Below are 18,179 nucleotides of genomic sequence, written 5' to 3' on the forward strand. Positions count from 1 at the left end.
GCGCAGCCGGCCCCCTCGGCCGCGGGGGTGGGCGTGCCCACGCCGTCCACGTCCCCCGGGCCCGGCATCGAGATCACCGGTCTGCACAAGGAGTTCCGGTCCGGCCGCCGCACGGTGACCGCGCTCGAGGACGTCAGCCTGACCACCCCGCAGGGCTCGTTCCTGTCGCTGCTCGGCCCGTCCGGCTGCGGCAAGTCCACGATCCTGCGGATCCTCGCCGGCCTCGAGACGCCGTCGGCGGGCACGGTCGCGGTCAACGGCACTCCCGTCGCCGCGGGGAAGCGCGCCGAGGGGATGGGCATCGCGTTCCAGGACCCCGCGCTGCTGCCGTGGCGCTCGGTCCGGACGAACATCCGGCTGCCGCTGGAGATCCAGGGCCGCGCGGACGACGGCATCGTCGACGAGCTCATCGAGCTGGTCGGCCTCACCGGGTTCGAGCGGTCGCGCCCCGCGCACCTGTCCGGCGGCATGCGCCAGCGTGCGTCGATCGCCCGGGCGCTCGCGGTCCGGCCCGACTTCCTGCTGCTGGACGAGCCGTTCGGCGCGCTGGACGACATGACCCGGCAGCGCCTGAACTTCGAGCTGCAGCGGATCTGGACCGAGCGGTCCGCGACCACGCTGATGGTCACGCACGGCATCGCCGAGGCGGCGCTGCTGTCCGACGTCGTCGCGGTGATGTCCGCGCGCCCGGGCCGGATCGTCGAGGTCGTCGAGATCCCGTTCGAGCGCCCGCGCACGCCCGAGATGATGCGCACCCAGGAGTTCCACGAGGTCGTCGACCACCTGTCGGGGCTGCTGTTCGCGCCGGCCACGGGGACGCCGTGACGGCGGTGCGCGGCGCGCTCGCCCGGCCGTGGGTCGGCGGCACGGTCGGCATCGTGCTGCTGCTCACGCTCTGGTGGGCGATGACCGCCGGGCTGGAGAACAGCACCTCGTTCCCGTCGCCCGTGGACGTCGCCCGGTCCGCGGTGCAGGACGGCTGGGCGTACTACGGCCCGAACGTCACCCCGACGCTGACCCGCGCCGCGCAGGGCTACCTCTGGGGCAACCTCGCGGGCCTCGCGCTCGCCGCGATCGTCCTGGTGGTGCCGCGGCTCGAGGACGTCGTCACCCAGCTCGGGGTCATCAGCTCGTGCCTTCCCGTCACCGCGATCGGCCCGATCGTCATGGTGATCTTCGGCGGCCGCGCCTCGGCGATCTTCCTCGGCGCCCTGCTCGTCTTCTTCACCACGCTGGTCGGCGCCATCCTCGGGATGCGCTCCGCCAGCCGCAGCTCGCTGGACCTCGTGGCCGCGTACGGCGGCGGCCGGTGGACCCGGATCCGCAAGGTCCAGCTCATGTCGGCGCTGCCGGCGATCGTCACCGCCCTGCAGGTGGCGGTCCCGGCAGCGCTGCTCGGCGCCGTCGTCGGGGAGTACCTCGGCGGCATCGACGCGGGGATCGGCGTGGCGCTGAACGCCGCGCAGCGCCAGATCCAGCCCGACCGCGTCTGGGCGATGAGCATCCTGGCCGGTCTGATCTCGCTCGGCGGCTACGCGCTCGTCGGGCTGGTCGGGCGGGTCCTCACCCCCTGGGCGACGGAGCGGCGCGCATGACCGGCGGCACCGGGGCGTTCATCGCCCGCCGGGTCGGCACCCTGGCCCTCGCGGTCGTCGTCGCGATCGGCGTCTGGGTCGCGGTGCTCGAGGTGTTCGACGTCAGCGACCTGATCGGCAAGCGGCCCTGGCAGGTGCTCGACTACGTCCTGACCGCCGACGGGGCCGCGGAGCACCGCGCCACGATCGCCGCGGACCTCGCCGTCACCGTCCGCGACGCCGGCACCGGCTACCTCGTCGGCCTCGCCGCGGCGTTCGCGCTCGCGGTGGTGTTCGCCGTGTCGCCGGTGCTCGAGCGGATCGTCATGCCGACCGCGATGGTGCTGCGGTCGATCCCGCTGGTGGTCCTGACGCCGCTCATCACGCTGATCTTCGGCATCGGGCAGTCCGGCGTCACGGCGATCGTCCTCCTCGTGGTGTTCCTGCCCGCGCTCGCGAACATCCTGTACGGGCTGCGCAGCGTGTCCGCCGAGCACCGCGACCTGGTGCTCGCGTACGGCGGGTCGTCGTGGACGGTGCTGCGCAAGGTCGCCCTCCCCGCGGCGGTGCCGTCGACGCTGGCGTCCGCACGGATCGCGGTCCCGTCGGCGGTGACTGGCGCGATGATCGCGGAGTGGCTGTCCACCGGCCGGGGTCTCGGCGGCGCCATCTCGCGGGCCGCCGGGTCGTTCGGCTACGACGCCATGTGGGCCTCGGCGATCACCGTCGCGGCGGTCACGATGGCGGTCTACGCCGTGGTGAGCGTCGTCGACACCCTGGTCCAGGAGCGGATGGGCCGGCTGTCGTGAGCGCCCTCGTCCTGCGCGGCGGGACCGTGGTCGACGGCACCGGCGCGGCACCGGTCGTCGCGGACGTCGTGGTCGTCGGCGACCGGGTGCTGGCCGTCGGGCCGGACCTGGCCGTCCCCGCCGGTGCGCGCGTCCTCGACGTCGCCGGGCTGGTGGTCGCGCCCGGGTTCGTCGACCTGCACACCCACTCCGACGTCGTGCCGTTCATGGCCGCCGCGCAGCCGTTCAAGGTGCTGCAGGGCGTCACCACCGAGGTGGTCGGCAACTGCGGGAACTCCGCGGCGCCGCTCGTGGACGACCGGGCCGTCGAGCTGCACCGGCCGATCTCGAGCACCGTCGCCGCCGGGGTGCGGTCCTGGCCGCGCACGTTCGCGGAGTACCTGGACGCGGTCGAGACGCACGGGCCGACCACGCACGTCGCGTCGCTGGTCGGGCACCACACCCTGCGGATCAGCGCGAACGGCATGGCCGAGCGGCTCGGCCCGGGCGCGCTGGACCGGATGGTCGAGCTCGCCGACGCCGCGTTCGCCGAGGGCGCGTTCGGGCTGTCCACCGGCCTGATCTACGCGCCGGGCGTGTACGCGGACGCCGAGGAGGTCACCGCGCTGGCCGCGGTCGCCGCCCGGTGGGGCCGGCCGTACGCCACGCACATGCGCGACGAGGGCGACGGCCTCGCGGACTCCCTGGCGGAGACCCTCGACGTCGCGCGCCGCACCGGCGTGCGGGTGCAGGTCTCGCACTGCAAGGCCGCGGGCCGGCGCAACCACGGCCGCGCGGGCGAGCTGCTCGCCACCCTGCACGCCGCGCGCGAGCTGGGGGTGGACGTGCACGGCGACGCCTACCCGTACACGACCGGCGAGAGCTTCCTGACGGCGCTGCTGCCCGCGCAGGCGCAGGTCGGGGGCCGCGACGAGCTCGTCCGCCGGCTGTCCGACCCCGCGGGCCGCGCGGCGCTCGCGGACCGGTCGGCCGCCGGCGGCCCGGGCTCCGGGTCGTGGACCCAGACCACCCCGGACGGCGTGCTGCTGAGCATGCACGCCGACGCGGCTCTGCTCGGGCGCAGCGTCGCCGACGTCGCCGCGGAGCGCGGGCTGGACCCCTGGGACGCCCTGTGCGACCTCGTGCTGGCCGACCCGGGGGCGATGATGGTCTACGAGCTGATGGCCGAGGCCGACGTCCGCACGATCCTCGCGGACCCGCTGATCGCGATCGGCTCCGACAACTCCGTGCCCGTGGGCAACGCGCACCAGCGCGGCTGGGGCTGCTTCCCGACCGTGCTCGGGCGCTACGTGCGCGAGCTCGGTGTCCTCGACCTCCCGGAGGCGATCCGCAAGATGACCTCGTTGCCCGCCGACCTGATCGGCCTGACCGGGCGCGGTCGGCTCGTCCCGGGCGCGGTCGCCGACGTGGTCGTGCTCGACCCCGCGACCGTCGGGCACGCCGGGACTCCGCAGGGCCCGTGGGTCCGGCCGACGGGCGTGCGCTGGACCGTGCTCGCGGGCGTGGTCGTCGTCGACGACGGGGAGTTCACCGGGGTGCGTGCCGGGCGCGTGCTGCGGGCCGGGGCCGCCGCGTGACCGGGCGGCACGTGGCCGGTGCGGGCGCGGGGGCGGACGCCGGGACCACCGGCGCGGTCGCCGACCTCGAGCTGCCCGTGATGCTGCTGCACGACGACGCGCTCGACCACAACGTCCGCCGGATGGCCGACTGGTGCCGCACCGCCGGGGTCGCGCTCGCGCCGCACGCCAAGACGCACATGTCCCGCGAGCTGGTCCGCCGCCAAGCCGCCGCCGGGGCCTGGGGGTTCACCGCCGCCACCACCGCCCAGGTGCGCCGGCTCGCCGGCTGGGGCGTCGGCCGGGTGCTGCACGCGAACGTGCTGGTCGACCGCGCGGCGATCGCCTGGGTGGCGACCCACCTGCTCGCCGCGGGCTCCGCCACCGAGTACCTCTGCTACGTCGACTCCGACGCCGGGCTGGACCTGCTGCTCGCCGAGCTCGCGGTCCACCGCCCGGCCCGGCCGCTGCCGCTGCTCGTCGAGCTCGGGTTCCCCGGGGGCCGCACGGGGCTGCGCGACGACGTCGCGGCGCTGGCGCTGGCCCGACGGGTCGCGGGCGCCGAGCACGTGCGCCTGGCGGGGGTCGCCGCGTTCGAGGGCCTGGTGCCCGCAGGCGGCGACCCGTCCGCGCCCGACGGGGCCGTCGCCCTGCTGGCCCGCGTGCGTGGGCTGCTGACCGCGCTGTCCCACGAGGGGCTGGTGGCCGGCGTCCCGGTGGTCAGCGCCGGCGGGTCCTCGTACCCGGACCTCGTGGTGCGCGAGCTCGGCCCCGCGCTGTGGGACTTCCCCGTGACCACGGTCCTGCGGTCCGGCTGCTACGTGACGCACGACCACGGCGTCTACCGCCGCACGTCGCCGCTGGGGGAGGAGCGCGGCGACGCGAGCCTGCGCCCGGCGTTCGAGCTGCGCGCGTCCGTGCTGTCCGCCCCCGAGGACGGCCGGGTCGTCGTCGGGTTCGGCCGCCGCGAGGTGCCGACCGACGACCGGCTCCCCGTCGTGCTGGGCGGGGTCGACCCCGGCCTCGACGTCCGCGGCTGGGCGGTCACCGGGGTCAACGACCACCACGCCTTCCTGGCCGTCCCGCCCGGCGTCCGCCCGGCGCCCGGGACGGTGCTGCGGTTCGGCATCAGCCACCCGTGCGGGGCGTTCGACCGGTGGCGGCACATCCCGCTGGTCGACGGCGAGCGCGTGGTCGGCGAGATCACGCCCCGGCTCTGACCCGCCCGCGCACCCCCGACCCGGCCCGCGGACCCGCCCGCGGACCCGCCCGCGCACCCGCCCGCGCACCCACCCGCCCCGACGCGAAGGACCCCCGATGACCGGCACCGCACCCGAGCAGACCCTCGACGGCATCGCCCTGTGGGACGGCGAGCGCGCGGTCGGACCCGCGCGGCTGACGTGGTCCGGCGACCGCGTGCTCGCCGTCGAGGAGGCCCCCGAGCGGCACCCCGGGCTGAGCGTGGTCCCGGGGCTCGTCGACACCCACGTGCACCTCGGCTACCCGGCGGGGGAGCCGGCGAAGGACGCCTCCGCCTGGCCGATCCTCACCCCGCCCGAGGAGCGGTCGCTGCACGTCGCCGCGAACGCGCTGCGCTGCGCCCGCGGCGGCGTCACCACGTTGCGCGACCTCGCCGCCGACTCCGTGCAGCTGGCCGTGGGCCGGGCGTTCGAGGCCGGCGTCCTGGTCGGGCCGCGGCTGCTGTCGCACGGCCAGGTCGGCATGACCGCGGGGCACGGCGACCTGTTCGTCCCCCCGCACTACCCGCACCGCCCCGCCACCGCCGACAGCCCCGACGAGTGCCGCAGGCTCGTGCGGGTCTGGGCGCGCACCGGCGCCTCGGGCGTGAAGATCTACACCTCCGGCGGCGTGCTCTCGATGGGCGACAAGGTCGGCTGGCGCAACCAGACCCGCGAGGAGATCCGCACCACCGTCGACGAGGCGCACGCCCTGGGCATGCTGGTCGCCGCGCACACGCACACCGCCGAGGGCCTGGACATCGCGTTGGAGGAGGGCGTCGACTCGATCGAGCACGGCACCGCGATCCTCGAGCGGCACCACGCCACGCTCGTCGAGCGGAACCTGCCGGTCGCGCCGACCCTGCTCATCAACGACATCATCGCCGAGGGCCGCCGACCCGTGTCCGCCGAGGCGCAGGCCAAGGCCCGGGACGTCGTGGCGCTGCGGGACGCCGGGTTCGCGCGGGCAGCGGGGGCCGGGGTGCGGTTCGTGCTCGGCACCGACGCGTCGGGGCAGTTCGTCGCGTTCGGCGACCAGATGGAGGAAGTCCGCACGATGGCGGCGATGTTCGGCTGGACCGCCGAGCGGACCCTGGTCGCCGCGACCTCCGACGCCGCCGACGCGATCGGGCTCAGGGCCGTCACCGGGCGGCTGCGCCCCGGGCTCGGCGGCGACTTCGTGGTGCTGCGCGGGCGGCCGTGGGAGGACGTGGACGCGCTGCGGACCGAGAACATCGTGGCCGTCGTGTCCCGCGGCCGGGTCGTCGCGGGCGCGCTGCCGGCGTGAGGCCGTGCCCGGTTCCCCGGGTGCGTCCTCGCACGTGGCGGGCATGATGGAGCCTGTGCCCTCCCTGAACCGCCGCTCGACGGCTCCTGTGCTCGCACTCGCCCTGCTGCTGCTCGCGGGGTGCGGCTCCGGCTCCGACGGGGCGGCCACGACGCCGTCCCCGACGGCCGAGTCGACCCCCGCCGCGACGCCCACCCCGACGCCCACCGCCGAGCCCGAGCCCACGCAGGAGCCGCTGCCGCAGGCGCGCGTCGACGCCGGCACGGTCGGCGAGGGTGCGCCCGCCACGGCCACCGGGGAGGGCCCCGCGCAGGTCGGCGTCAAGCGGTCCGGGGAGTTCGGCGTGGTCGCGCACGTCGACTGCAGCGCCTGCACCGGTGACGTCGAGATCACCGCGGACGGCCGGATGTCGCCGTGGGGCGCGGGCCCGGCGCCGTTCTCCGGCACCTACCTGATCGACAACATCGTCGGCTCCGCGGAGCAGCAGGTGCTCGTCGTGCGCGCCCAGGGACCGTGGACCATCCGGTTCGAGAGCTGGAACGACCTCGCGCCCGTCAGCGGCGTGCAGCAGGGCACCGGGTCGGCTGTCCTGCTGATCGGAGACGACGCGAGCGCGGTCCAGGTGGACTTCACGCCCGCCGGCCCCGAGGACAAGCTGTCCGCGCGCGTCATCTCGGCCGTGGACGTCTCCGAGACGGGCAGCCCCGCCACGCTGCTGTTCGGCGACAGCGTCGCGTTCAGCGAGACCGCGCAGATCCGGATGCCCGGCATCGTCACCGTCGCCACCAACGGCTCCTGGACCATCACGCCCCTCCCGTGACGATTGTGTGCAGGCGCGGCCCCTCGGCGTGCGCGGTGCCACCGACCGGGTGAGCCTGGTCGGGCAGGGTGCTCGAGCCGAGGAGGCACAGGTGCAGGACAGCTACGACTACGTGGTCGTCGGGGCCGGCATGGCGGGGGACGCCGCCGCCCACGGCATCCGGGAGCTCGACCCCACGGGCAGCATCCTGCTGATCGGCCGCGAGCCCACCGGGCCCGTGACCCGCCCGGCGCTGTCCAAGAGCCTGTGGACCGACGCCGCGTTCACGTTCGACCAGGTCTGGCTGCCGACGGCCGACGACACCGGCGCGGAGCTGCTGCTCGGCGAGTCCGTCGTCGCGGTCGACCGCGAGGCGCGGACCGTCACCACCGACGCCGGGATCGTCGTCGGCTACCGCGAGCTGCTGCTCGCCACCAGCGGGTCCCCGCGCCGCGTCGAGGGCGTCGAGCCGTCCGGCCGGGTCGTCTACTTCCGCACCGTCCGCGACTACGAGCGGCTGCGCGACCTCGCCGGCGGGGGCCGGCACGTGGTGGTGGTCGGCGGCGGGTACATCGGCACCGAGCTCGCCGCCGGCCTGGTGCAGAACGACACCCGGGTCACGCTGGTGTTCCCGCAGCAGGTGCTCACCAGCCACACGTTCCCGGCCGGGCTCGCGGAGCGCGTCGAGCGGCGGTACGTCGAGGGGGGCGTGACGCTCGAGCGCGGCACGCGCGTCGTCGGCGTCGAGTCGGGGCCCGACGGGGTCGAGGTCACGCTCGACGACGGCCGGGTGCTCGCCGCGGACGCCGTGGTCGTGGGCACGGGCATCGAGGTCGAGACCGGGCTTGCGGAGTCCGCCGGGCTGGTCGTGGACGACGGCGTGGTGGTCGACGAGCAGCTCCGCACCGCCGACCCGCACATCTGGGCGGCCGGCGACGCGGCGCAGTACCCGGACCGCATCCTCGGTCGGCGGCGCGTCGAGCACGTCGACAACGCCACGACGATGGGCCGCCAGGCGGGCCGCAACCTCGCCGGGGCGCAGGAGCCGTACGGGCACACGCCGTTCTTCTACTCCGACCTGTTCGACCTCGGGTACGAGGCGGTCGGTCGGCTGGACGCCTCGCTGACCACCGTCGAGGACTGGCACGAGCCCGACCACGGCGCGGGCGTCGTCTACTACGTCGACGGCGACCGCGTGGTCGGGGTGCTGCTGTGGAACGTGTGGGACGCCACCGACCGCGCCCGGGAGGTCGTCGACACCCAGCGCGACGTGCGGCCCGAGGCGCTGCGCGGGCTGATCGCCTGACCCGGCGGCGGCGGACCGGCCCCCGACGTCACCCGCGCGTCCGCTCGGCCGAACCCGGACGGACGTGGCAGGGTGGGGCCGCAGAGGTACCCGTGATCCGAGGAGGTGCCGCATGCCGTTGACCCTGGTCACCGCCCTGCGCTCGGTCACGGGCGCGCACCGGGCCGGCAACGAGGACTCCGCCGCGTGCGCGCCCGGTTTCGCGCTCGTCGCCGACGGGGTCGGCGGCCACGCAGGCGGGGACGTCGCGTCCGGGACCGTCGCGCACCGGCTCGTCGCGGCCGTCGACGAGCCCGGCCACGACCGACCGGGCGCCGCCGAGCTGCGCGCCGCCGTCGAGGCCGCCAACGACGAGCTGGCGCAGCGCGCGCGGAGCCAGCCCGAGCTCGCCGGCATGGCGACCACCCTCACCGGCATCTTCTGCGCGGACGACGCCGTCCGGCTGGTGCACGTCGGCGACTCCCGCGCCTACCGGTGGCGCGACGGCCACGGCCGCCGGGTCAGCCGCGACGACTCGCTGGTGCAGATGCTCGTCGAGGAGGGCGTGATCGCCCCCGCCGACGCAGCACGCCACCCCCGCCGGAACGTGATCCTGCACTGCCTCGCCGGCGACGCCGCCGACCCGGCGCACGTCACCGTCGCCGACGTGGACGCCCGCCCCGGCGACCGCTGGCTGCTCGCCACCGACGGCCTCACCGACTACGTCCCCGAGCACCACGTGCTCGCGCTCCTGGGCGCGGCCGGCAGCCCCGAGGAGGCCGCCGAGGCCCTGGTCCGGACCGCCCTGGACGCCGACGCGTGGGACAACGTGAGCGTCGTCGTCGCCGACGTGGTCGAGGCCGACCCCGACACCCACCCCGCGGGGCACGCCGCCCGGGTCGCGGGCGCCGCGGCGCGGGACGCCGGGGGCGAGGCGCTGGACCCGACCGCCTGACGGGCTCCCGGCGGGGCGGGCTCCCGGCGCGGCGGGGTTGACTTCGAGCGCGCTGCAAGGGGGATCGTCGGAGCACCGGCCGGGGAGGAGCCCCGGCGGCGCCACGACAGGAGAGCCACCCATGCGCCTCGGAGCCCACCTCATGCGGTTCGACGCCGTCGAGCCCGCCCGCCTGCGCCAGGAGCTCGCCGACACCGGGGAGGCCGCCGAGGACGCGGGCCTGTCCTGGCTGTCGGTGATGGACCACTTCTTCCAGATGGAGCCCGCGGGGTTCCCGGCCGAGGACCCGATGCTCGAGGCGTACACGACGCTGGGCTTCCTCGCGGCGCGCACCGAGACCGTCCAGCTCGGTGCCCTGGTGACGGGCGTGACCTACCGGCACCCGGGGCTGCTCGCGAAGATCGTCGCGACGCTCGACGTGCTGTCGGGGGGCCGGGCGACGCTCGGCATCGGCGCGGCCTGGTACGAGCGGGAGCACCGGGCCCTGGGCGTGCCGTACCCGGCGCTCGCGGAGCGGTTCGAGCGGCTGGACGAGGCGCTGCGGATCTGCCGGCAGATGTGGCGCCCGGGCGACGACGGGCCGTTCGACGGCGCGCACTACCAGCTCGCGGAGACGCTGTGCTCGCCGCTGCCGCTGAGCCGGCCGGGCCGCGGGCCGGAGATCCTGGTCGGCGGCGCGGGGGAGCGCAAGACGCTGCGGCTCGTGGCGGAGCACGCCGACGCGTGCAACCTGTTCGAGACCTCCCCGGACGAGATCGCGCACAAGCTCGACGTGCTCCGCCGGCACTGCGACGACGTCGGCCGGGACGTCGCGGAGATCCGCGTGACGCTGCTGATGGGCGGGCGGCAGCTCCTGGAGGGCGACGTCGACGGGTTCGTCGAGGCGGCGCGCCCCTACGCCGCGCTGGGTGTCGAGTCCGTGATCCTCAGCCCGCCGGCCACGCCGCTCGCCGCGTGGGTGCGGGACCAGGTCGCCCCGGCCGTGCCACGGCTGGCGGAGCTGGCGGCGCGCTGAGCGGACCGGGGTGCGCGGGGTCGCCGGGCCGGGCCGACATGCCCGATCCCGCCCGAGCCGCCACGATGGGCCCATGCGGGGACGGGCCGAGGACGGCTGGTGGGGCGTGGTGATCGACGCCCCCGACCCGGCCGCGCTCGCGGCCTTCTACGCCCAGGTGCTGGGCTGGCAGGTGGTCGGCGACGACCCGGACCACGCGGTCGTCGCGGCCCCCGGCGGCGTCGCGTACCTGGCGGTGCAGCGCAACCCCGAGTACCGCCCACCCGCCTGGCCGCCGGAGCCCGGGGCGCAGCAGATGATGCTGCACCTGGACGTCGAGGTGGTCGAGCTCGAGGCGGCGGTCGAGGACGCGGTGCGGCTCGGGGCGCGGCTCGCCCCCGGGCAGCCGGACTCGGCGCTGCGGGTGCTGGTCGACCCGGCCGGGCACCCGTTCTGCCTGTACCGCGACGGCTGAGCAGGCGTCGGTGCGGCGGCTGTCGGTCCCGCCGCGTACTGTCGGCGCGTGCGCTCACCCTGGTTCCGCCGTGTCACCGCCGGCACGGACGTCGGCGCGGTGGCCCGCGCGGTGGACTGGGCGTCCACGCCGCTGGGCCCGCCGTCGACGTGGCCCACCGCGCTGCGCGTGGTCGTCGAGACCTGCTTCTCGACCCGGTTCCCGATGCTGGTGACCTGGGGTCCGGAGCTGACGATGATCTACAACGACGGCTACCGGGAGATGCTCGGCACCCAGAAGCACCCCGGCGCGATGGGGTCCCCCCTCGCCGAGGTCTGGTCGGAGATCTGGCCCGACCTGCTGCCCGCGGTCCAGCAGGTGATGGAGCGCGGTGAGCCGACCTGGAGCATCGACGCACCGCTGGTGATGCACCGCTCGGGGTACGACGAGGAGACCTACTTCACCTTCTCGTACTCGCCGATCCGCGACTCCGGCGACGTCGTGCGCGGGCTCCTGGACATCGCGACGGAGACCACCGAGCGGGTCGTCGAGCGGCGCCGGATGCAGCTGCTCGGGGCGATGTCCGTCCGGCTGACGGCCGCGCACGGGGACATGGACGCGGTGGTCGCGGCGACGTCCGAGCTGCTGGACGCCTCCGCCGACGTCTCGTCGTCGGCCGTGTACCTCTGGGACGACCACGGGGCGCTCCGGCGCGCGGACGCCGGCCAGGACCCGATCGTCCCGACCGAGATGGTGCAGCGGGTCGCCCGGACCGGGGTCGCCGAGGAGCGCGAGCGGCTGCTCGTCGCGCCGCTGCGCGCGAGCGGCGACCCCGGGGCGTGCGGGGTGCTGGTGATCACCGCGGGCGCGCAGCGGCCGTGGGGCGAGGCGTACCGCGGGTTCTTCGGCCTGGTCGCCTCGGCGGTGGGCGCCGCCGTCAGCGGCACCGTCCGGCACACCCAGGAGGTCGACCACCTCCGCGAGGTGAGCGACACCCTGCAGGCCGCGATCGTCCCGGAGGGCTCGACGCTGGCCGGCGTGGTCGCGCGCTACCGGCCGGCGTCCGGCGACCTCGCCGTCGGGGGCGACTGGTACGACGTCGTCGAGCTCGGTCCCGGGCGTCGGGCGCTCGTCGTCGGCGACTGCGTCGGCCACGGCCTGGACGCCGCCGCGAGGATGGGCCAGCTCCGTGCCGCGACCCGCGCCCTGCTGCTCCAGGACCGCAGCCCCGCGGAGGTCCTCGACGGCCTGGACGCGTTCGCGCGCACCCTGCCGGGCGCGGAGTGCACCACGGTGTTCTGCGGGGTGGTCGACGAGGTCGAGCACTCCGTGACGTATGCCGTCGCCGGCCACCTGCCGCCCGTGCTGTCCCGGGCCGCCGGGACGACGGAGCTGCTGACCGGCGGGCGCAGCGCGGCGCTCGCGCTGAGCACCGCCCCGCGCGCCGAGGCCGTCGAGCGCCTGGTCGACGGCGACCTGCTCGTCCTGTACACCGACGGCCTGGTCGAGCGGCGCGGCGAGTCGCTGCGCGTCGGGCTCGACCGACTCACCGAGGCGGTCCGGGACCAGGTCCACGACGCGGGCCCGACGGCGGTCGCGGACGGGCTGCTGCGCGCGTTCGTGCCGGACGGTGCCGCGGACGACGTGGCGCTGGTCGTGTACCGGGTGGGCGGGGTCGACGGGGCACCGGCGCGACCGGCGGGCCGGGCGGCGCTGCGCGGGGTCTAGCCGGCGCCCGGCCCCTCAGCCGCCCGTCGTCCCCTCGACGAACCCCCAGAACGCCGGCTTCGCCTGCAGGTCGTCGTCGAACAGCAGCGGCGCCTCGAACGGCCGGTCCTCGGGCCAGGTGCGCAGCCAGGACCGGGTGTCGTAGAGGCCCCACACGCTGATGAACTCCAGGTCGCGGGCGGTGAACGCGCCGACGAGGGCCCGGACCTGCTCGCCCTGCTGCTCGACGCGGTCCTGCGGGGTCGACTCGAGGGTCTCGTCGCGGGAGGACAGCGCGACGTCGAGCTCGGTGACGGCCTGGCGCAGGCCGAGCGCCGCGATGGCGTCGAGGGTGGTGGCGACCCGGTCGACGTCGGTGCCGAGCCCGGCGTGCATCTGGTGGCCGACGGCGTCCACGGGTACGCCCTGCGCCTGGAGGTCGAGCAGCAGCCGGACCAGGGAGCGGCGGCGGTCGGGGGCGTCGGTGTCGTAGTCGTTGAGGTACAGCGTGACGTCGGGGCCGAGCTCCTCGCGCGCGACGCGGAACGCCTCGCCGATGTAGCCGGCGCCGAGGACCTCGTACCAGCGGCTGTGCCGGAGGCCGTCGGGCTGCTCGGGGTCGACGGACTCGTTGACGACGTCCCAGGACCGCACGGGGTTCGCGTCGCCGTACCGCTCGTCGAGGTGGTCGGCGATCGCGCGGGTGTGGGTGCGCAGCCGGTCGAGCAGCAGCGCCCGGTCCTCGGGGCTGTCGGTCAGCGGCCGGCCGTCGGGCGCCTGGAAGAACCAGTCGGGGGTGGACCGGTGCCACACCAGCGTGTGCCCGTGCACGGTGAGGCCGTGCTCGACGGCGAAGTCGGTGACCTCGTCCATCGGGCCGAAGTCGAACGTGCCCTCGACCGGCTGGACGGTGACGGGCTTCATCGCGTTCTCGGGGGTCACCTGGTCGAAGTGCCGCAGCAGCAGGTCCGCGGACCGGCCGGTGAGGTCCTGCGGGCCGACCGCGACGCCGACGGGGTTCTCGGCGCCGTCCCGCAGCGCCGGGATGTCGGTCTGCACGGCCGGGGTGGGGCGCTGCACGGTGACGTCGTCCAGGCGCAGGTCCGCCAGGGACTCGGCCGTCTCGACGTAGAGGCGCCACTCGCCGTCGCCCTCGGGGACCTCGGCGGTGCCGGCGACCTCGACCCAGTCGCCGCTGGTCGCGGTCACGTCGGCGACGTGCACGTAGAGCGGGTCCTCGCCGGGATCGCGTTCCAGGGTGAGCCGGACGTCGGCGTCGGGCTCGCCGTCGCCGAGCCGCACCCACGCGGACACGGTGTGCACCTCGCCCGGCGCGACCTTCCCGGAGAGGTCCACCGCGGCGCCGTGCCACGGCTCGCCGCGCCCCGAGACCAGGAGGCTGCCCGCACCGCCACGCGTGACGTCCTGCGCGGCGGTGACCTCGACGCCGTCGCCCAGCGGGGTCCAGCCCTCGTCGCCCTCGTCGAAGCTGCTGGCCAGGACGGTGGTCAGCGACGCCGCGGGCGGGCTGCTCGGGGCGGCGGAGGCCGTCGGCGCGGGCGCGGGGGAGTCGTCGTCGCGGGACACCAGCACCACCACCAGGACCAGCACGAGGACGACGACCAGGGCTCCGGCGCCGATGAGCAGGGCAGGTCGGCGCACGCGGGGGTCCTTCGTTCGGGTGACGGGGCTCCCACGGTAGGCACCGGGCGGGCGACCTGACCAGCGCTCGGCGCGCGGAGCGGACGCGCGACCGGCCGACGACGGCGCCGCGGCCTAGGCTGGCGGCGTGCGGGCCACCCGGGGGGACGGACGCCGTCGCGCGGGTGCCGCGCGGCGGGCACCGGCGCTGCTCGCGGTGATGGTGCTCGCAGCGGCTCTGGTGACCGGGTGCGTGCCGGACGCCGACCCCGCGCTCTCACCGGGGCTGCGCGCCCAGGACGGCACCCCGACGTCGACGCCCACGGCCGCTCCCGAGGTCGCGCCCGACGCCGGCCCCGTCGTCGCCCCCGACGGCGCCTGGCCGGACCACGGCGCGGTCGCGGCCGACGCGCTCGCGGGCGGGTACGCGGGGACGGTCGGGCCGATCACGCCGGAGCTCGAGGCCCGGATGGCCCCGTCGTGGCGCGCGGGCTGCCCGGTGCCGCTGGCCGACCTGCGGTACGTCACGGTGACGCACGTGCTCCCCGACGGCGGCCTGGCGACCGGCGAGCTGGTCGTGCACGCGGACGTCGCCGAGAGCGTGGTGGCGGTGTTCGGCGAGCTGTTCGCCCTCGGCTACCCGATCCGGTCGATGCGCCTGGTCGACGACTTCGGCGGCAGCGACGACGCGTCGATGGCGGCGGACAACACCTCGGCGTTCAACTGCCGGCCGATCAGCCGGGGCACCGGCTGGTCGGAGCACGCGTACGGCCGCGCGATCGACCTCAACCCGGTCGAGAACCCGTACGTCCGCGGCGACCTGGTGCTGCCGCCCGAGGGCCGGCCGTACGCGTCCCGGCCGGACGCCCCGGGCGTGGTGCACGCGGGCGACGCGGTGGTGCGCGCGTTCGCCGCGCACGGGTGGCTCTGGGGCGGCGACTGGGACTCGCCGGTCGACTACCAGCACTTCTCCACCACCGGTCGCTGACCGGGACCTGCGGCTGTGGTGCCGACGGCCCGTCGGGGGCAGGGTGGGGACCAGGCACGGGAGGTGCGAGATGGACGACAGGGTGGTCGTCGGGTACGACACGTCGCCGGAGTCGGCGGACGCGGTCCGGTGGGCGGCGACGCAGGCCGCCGGCCGGGGGTGGACGCTGGACGTGGTGCACGTCTGGGGGTTCGCCGGCCAGGAGGGCGGCGGGGCCGGGGACTCCTGGCTCGGCCGCGAGGTGCAGCACCAGGTGCAGGAGACCGCCGAGGAGGGCGCCACGGTCGCCCGTGAGGCGGCGCCGGGCGTCGTGGTGGAGGCCGTGGTGGCCCACGGCTCTCCGGTCGCGGCGCTCGCGGACCGGGCCGCGGACGCGCGGATGGTGGTCGTCGGCCGGCACGGGGCGGGTGGCACGCTCACGGCACTGACCGGCTCCGTGACGACCGGGGTGCTGCACCGGGCCGGGTCCGCGGTCGCGGTGGTCCCGCGCGGGTCGTGGCCCGCAGCGCGCGCCGGGGACGCGGCTGTCGTCGGGTTCGACGGGTCGCCGGGTGCGTTCGGCGCCCTCGAGGCGGCTGCCGACCAGGTGCAGCAGGGCGGGCGGCCCCCGCTGCCGGTGCTCGCCGTGACGGCGTGGAGCGCGGTGGGGGCGGCCGGCAGGGGCGCGCCGGCCTCCGCGGCGGACGCCGAGCTGCTGCTCGACCGGGTGCGGACCTGGGCCGCGACCCGCCCGGACCTCGCGGTGACGTGCGAGGTCCAGGAGGGCCGGCCCGTCCAGGTGCTGGAGCGGCTGTCCCGGCGGGCCGCTCTCGTGGTCGTCGGCACGCGGGGGCGCGGCGGCTTCGCGAGCCTGGTGCTCGGGTCCACCAGCCGGGCCGTCGTCCAGCGCGCGCACTGCCCGGTGCTGGTCGTCCGACGCGCGGCGGGCGACGTCGCCGGCCCGGCCTGAGCGGGGGAGCGCGGGTCAGAGCGTGCGGATCACCCGGGCGGGGTTGCCGGCGACGACCACGCCGGCGGGGACGTCGCGGGTGACGACCGACCCGGCGCCGACGATGCTGTCCGCGCCGATCGTGACGCCGGGGAGCACGACCGCGCTGCCGCCGATCCACACGTTGTCGCCGACGGTGATCGGCGCGACGCGCTCGTAGCCGGCGCGGCGGTCCGCGGGGTCGAGCGGGTGGTTCGGGGTGTAGAACCGCACCCCGGGGCCGATCAGCACGTCCTCGCCGATGGTGATCCGGCCACCGCCGAGCGCGAGGAAGTCGGTGTTGACGAACGTGCCGCGGCCGATCGTCATGTGCTGGCCGTACTCGACGTAGAACGGCGGCCGGAAGTCGACGCCCTCGCCGACGGCGCCGAGCAGCTCGTGCAGCAGCGCGAGGCCGGCGGCCGGGTCGGTGCGGTAGACCTCGGCCAGGCGCCGGGACGCCTCGTGGTTGTGCGCCGTGATGTCCGCGAGCTCCGGGCTGAGCCGGTACCGGTACCAGTCGCCGGCGACCATCTTGTCGTACTCGCTGCGGTCCGGGTCGGGGGTGGGCCGGGTCGGGTCCTGCGTCGTGGAGGTCACGGTCGACCAGCCTAGGGGTGGTGGCCTAGGACCTGGCGGGTGCCGCGGTGCTGTCCCGGACCACGAGCCGGGTGGGGACGACGATCCGGGTGTCGGTGAGGGTCTCCCGGCCGCGGATCTGCCGGAGCAGCAGGTCGACGAGCTGCTGGCCGATCAGGTGGAAGTCCTGCTGCACGGTGGTCAGCGGCGGCCAGAGGAACTCGGTGAGCGGGATGCCGTCGAAGCCGACGACCGAGATGTCCTCCGGGACGCGCCGACCGTGCTCGTAGAGGGCGCGGACCAGGCCGGCGGCCATCTCGTCGTTGGCGCACAGCACGGCGGTGACGTCCGGGTCGCGGGCCAGGCGCGCGCCCTGCTCGTAGCCGGACCGTGCGGACCAGTCGCCGCGCAGCGGCTCGGGAACGGGACGGCCGGCGCCCACGAGGTGCTCGCGCCAGGTGTCGAGGCGGATCTCGGCGGGTGCGGAGTCGACGGGGCCGCCGAGGTGGTGCACGGTGCGGTGGCCCAGGTCGAGCAGGTGCTGCACGGCGACGTGCGTCCCGGTGACCTGGTCGGCGCCGACGGCGGGGTGGTGGCCGACGAACCGGGAGTCCGAGACGACCACCGGCATCCGGGGCGGCAGGACCAGCCCGGCGGGGGTCGCGGTCTCGGCGCGGATGATGACCAGGCCGTCGATCGACTGGTGCGACAGGCGCTGCGCGGCCTCGGCCATGTCGTCCGAGGACGGGGTCTGCACGTCGAGGAGGCTGACGGTGTAGCCCTCGGCGCGGGCGGCCTCGACGACGGCCTCGACCGTGCGGGACTCGCCGGTGCGGGCCAGGCGGTGCGCGATCAGCCCGATGGTGCCGAAGCTGCCGTTGCGCAGCGCGCGGGCGGCGTGGTTGGGGGAGTAGCCGAGCTCGTCCATCGCCGCGAGCACGCGCTCGCGGGTCTCGGGGCGGACGTTGTCCGCGCCGGTCGAGACGCGCGAGACCGTCTGCGCGGACACGCCGGCCAGCTGGGCGACGTCGGCGATCGACGGGCCGGACCGGCCGCGCCCCGGCGCCGGGACGAGGTCGAAGGACATGCCGCTGATGGTAGGGCATGGTGACGTCACCATCGGGCGGGTCCCGGGCGCCCGGTCCCGCCGGGTGATCCCGGGGCCCTCACTCGTCCGTGGCCCGGCACCGGGAAAGCGCTGCCGCGTGATGGTGCGGATGGTGACGTCGCCATCCGCGACCCGACGCTCGGTTGACAGCGTTCCCGACCGCGTGGCAACGTGAGCCCGCGCCGCAGGATGTTGACGTCAACATCGACCGACGCCCGACCCCGAAGGAGTGGCTCG

General features: G+C 76.1%; 17 protein-coding genes. 14 read left to right on the forward strand and 3 right to left on the reverse strand.

Annotated features, from left to right (window positions below; genetic code table 11):
* Window positions 1-33 precede the first annotated feature (33 nt).
* From ACFVXN_RS02995 to ACFVXN_RS03050, 12 genes are all read left to right on the forward strand, one after another.
* Window positions 34-825: an ABC transporter ATP-binding protein gene (locus ACFVXN_RS02995; RefSeq protein WP_389227017.1), complete on the forward strand. Its 792-nt coding sequence runs from the start codon at window positions 34-36 to the stop codon at window positions 823-825.
* Window positions 822-1,595, forward strand: a complete 774-nt coding sequence (locus ACFVXN_RS03000; RefSeq protein WP_389227020.1) for an ABC transporter permease — start codon at window positions 822-824, stop codon at window positions 1,593-1,595. The genes ACFVXN_RS02995 and ACFVXN_RS03000 overlap by 4 nt, the downstream gene beginning before the upstream one ends.
* A complete protein-coding gene (locus ACFVXN_RS03005) occupies window positions 1,592-2,383 on the forward strand; it encodes an ABC transporter permease (RefSeq protein ID WP_389227023.1) in 792 nt (263 codons plus the stop codon). Before ACFVXN_RS03000 ends, ACFVXN_RS03005 begins: the two co-directional genes overlap by 4 nt.
* Window positions 2,380-3,960 carry an amidohydrolase family protein gene (locus tag ACFVXN_RS03010; RefSeq protein WP_389227026.1) on the forward strand — a complete coding sequence of 527 codons (1,581 nt, stop codon included), beginning with the start codon at window positions 2,380-2,382 and terminating at the stop codon, window positions 3,958-3,960. The genes ACFVXN_RS03005 and ACFVXN_RS03010 overlap by 4 nt, the downstream gene beginning before the upstream one ends.
* Complete coding sequence (locus tag ACFVXN_RS03015) at window positions 3,957-5,159, forward strand: hypothetical protein (RefSeq protein ID WP_389227029.1); 1,203 nt, start codon at window positions 3,957-3,959, stop codon at window positions 5,157-5,159. Before ACFVXN_RS03010 ends, ACFVXN_RS03015 begins: the two co-directional genes overlap by 4 nt.
* Window positions 5,160-5,256: 97 nt before the next feature.
* On the forward strand, window positions 5,257-6,465 hold the full coding sequence (locus tag ACFVXN_RS03020) for an amidohydrolase family protein (RefSeq protein ID WP_389227032.1): 1,209 nt from the start codon (window positions 5,257-5,259) through the stop codon (window positions 6,463-6,465).
* A gap of 55 nt (window positions 6,466-6,520) precedes the next feature.
* The gene (locus tag ACFVXN_RS03025) at window positions 6,521-7,285 is read left to right on the forward strand and encodes a hypothetical protein (protein WP_389227035.1); all 765 of its coding nucleotides are present in this window, start codon (window positions 6,521-6,523) and stop codon (window positions 7,283-7,285) included.
* Window positions 7,286-7,376: 91 nt separating this feature from the next.
* Complete coding sequence (locus ACFVXN_RS03030) at window positions 7,377-8,570, forward strand: NAD(P)/FAD-dependent oxidoreductase (protein WP_389227038.1); 1,194 nt, start codon at window positions 7,377-7,379, stop codon at window positions 8,568-8,570.
* Window positions 8,571-8,682: 112 nt separating this feature from the next.
* On the forward strand, window positions 8,683-9,504 hold the full coding sequence (locus tag ACFVXN_RS03035; protein WP_389227041.1) for a PP2C family protein-serine/threonine phosphatase: 822 nt from the start codon (window positions 8,683-8,685) through the stop codon (window positions 9,502-9,504).
* 121 nt (window positions 9,505-9,625) lie between these two features.
* Window positions 9,626-10,519: an LLM class F420-dependent oxidoreductase gene (locus ACFVXN_RS03040; RefSeq protein WP_389227044.1), complete on the forward strand. Its 894-nt coding sequence runs from the start codon at window positions 9,626-9,628 to the stop codon at window positions 10,517-10,519.
* 73 nt (window positions 10,520-10,592) lie between these two features.
* Entirely contained in the window at window positions 10,593-10,973 is a 381-nt protein-coding gene (locus ACFVXN_RS03045) for a VOC family protein (protein ID WP_389227047.1), read from the forward strand.
* 48 nt (window positions 10,974-11,021) lie between these two features.
* Window positions 11,022-12,680, forward strand: a complete 1,659-nt coding sequence (locus ACFVXN_RS03050) for a SpoIIE family protein phosphatase (RefSeq protein ID WP_389227050.1) — start codon at window positions 11,022-11,024, stop codon at window positions 12,678-12,680.
* A 15-nt stretch (window positions 12,681-12,695) separates the two neighbouring features.
* Here the strand turns inward: ACFVXN_RS03050 and ACFVXN_RS03055 are convergent, their stop codons facing one another.
* A complete protein-coding gene (locus ACFVXN_RS03055) occupies window positions 12,696-14,321 on the reverse strand; it encodes an endo-1,4-beta-xylanase (protein WP_389227053.1) in 1,626 nt (541 codons plus the stop codon).
* Between the two features lie 127 nt (window positions 14,322-14,448).
* Between ACFVXN_RS03055 and ACFVXN_RS03060 the strand changes: the two genes are divergently transcribed.
* Window positions 14,449-15,288, forward strand: coding sequence for a M15 family metallopeptidase (locus ACFVXN_RS03060; RefSeq protein ID WP_389227056.1), 840 nt, complete (start codon window positions 14,449-14,451; stop codon window positions 15,286-15,288).
* Between the two features lie 70 nt (window positions 15,289-15,358).
* On the forward strand, window positions 15,359-16,237 hold the full coding sequence (locus ACFVXN_RS03065) for a universal stress protein (RefSeq protein ID WP_389227059.1): 879 nt from the start codon (window positions 15,359-15,361) through the stop codon (window positions 16,235-16,237).
* Window positions 16,238-16,252: 15 nt separating this feature from the next.
* Here ACFVXN_RS03065 and ACFVXN_RS03070 read toward each other — a convergent pair whose 3' ends face one another.
* The gene (locus ACFVXN_RS03070; RefSeq protein WP_389227062.1) at window positions 16,253-16,855 is read right to left on the reverse strand and encodes a sugar O-acetyltransferase; all 603 of its coding nucleotides are present in this window, start codon (window positions 16,853-16,855) and stop codon (window positions 16,253-16,255) included.
* 25 nt (window positions 16,856-16,880) lie between these two features.
* The gene (locus tag ACFVXN_RS03075; protein WP_389227066.1) at window positions 16,881-17,921 is read right to left on the reverse strand and encodes a LacI family DNA-binding transcriptional regulator; all 1,041 of its coding nucleotides are present in this window, start codon (window positions 17,919-17,921) and stop codon (window positions 16,881-16,883) included.
* Window positions 17,922-18,179 lie beyond the last annotated feature (258 nt).

This window comes from Cellulomonas sp. NPDC058312 (genome assembly GCF_042880135.1).
GTDB lineage: Bacteria > Actinomycetota > Actinomycetes > Actinomycetales > Cellulomonadaceae > Cellulomonas.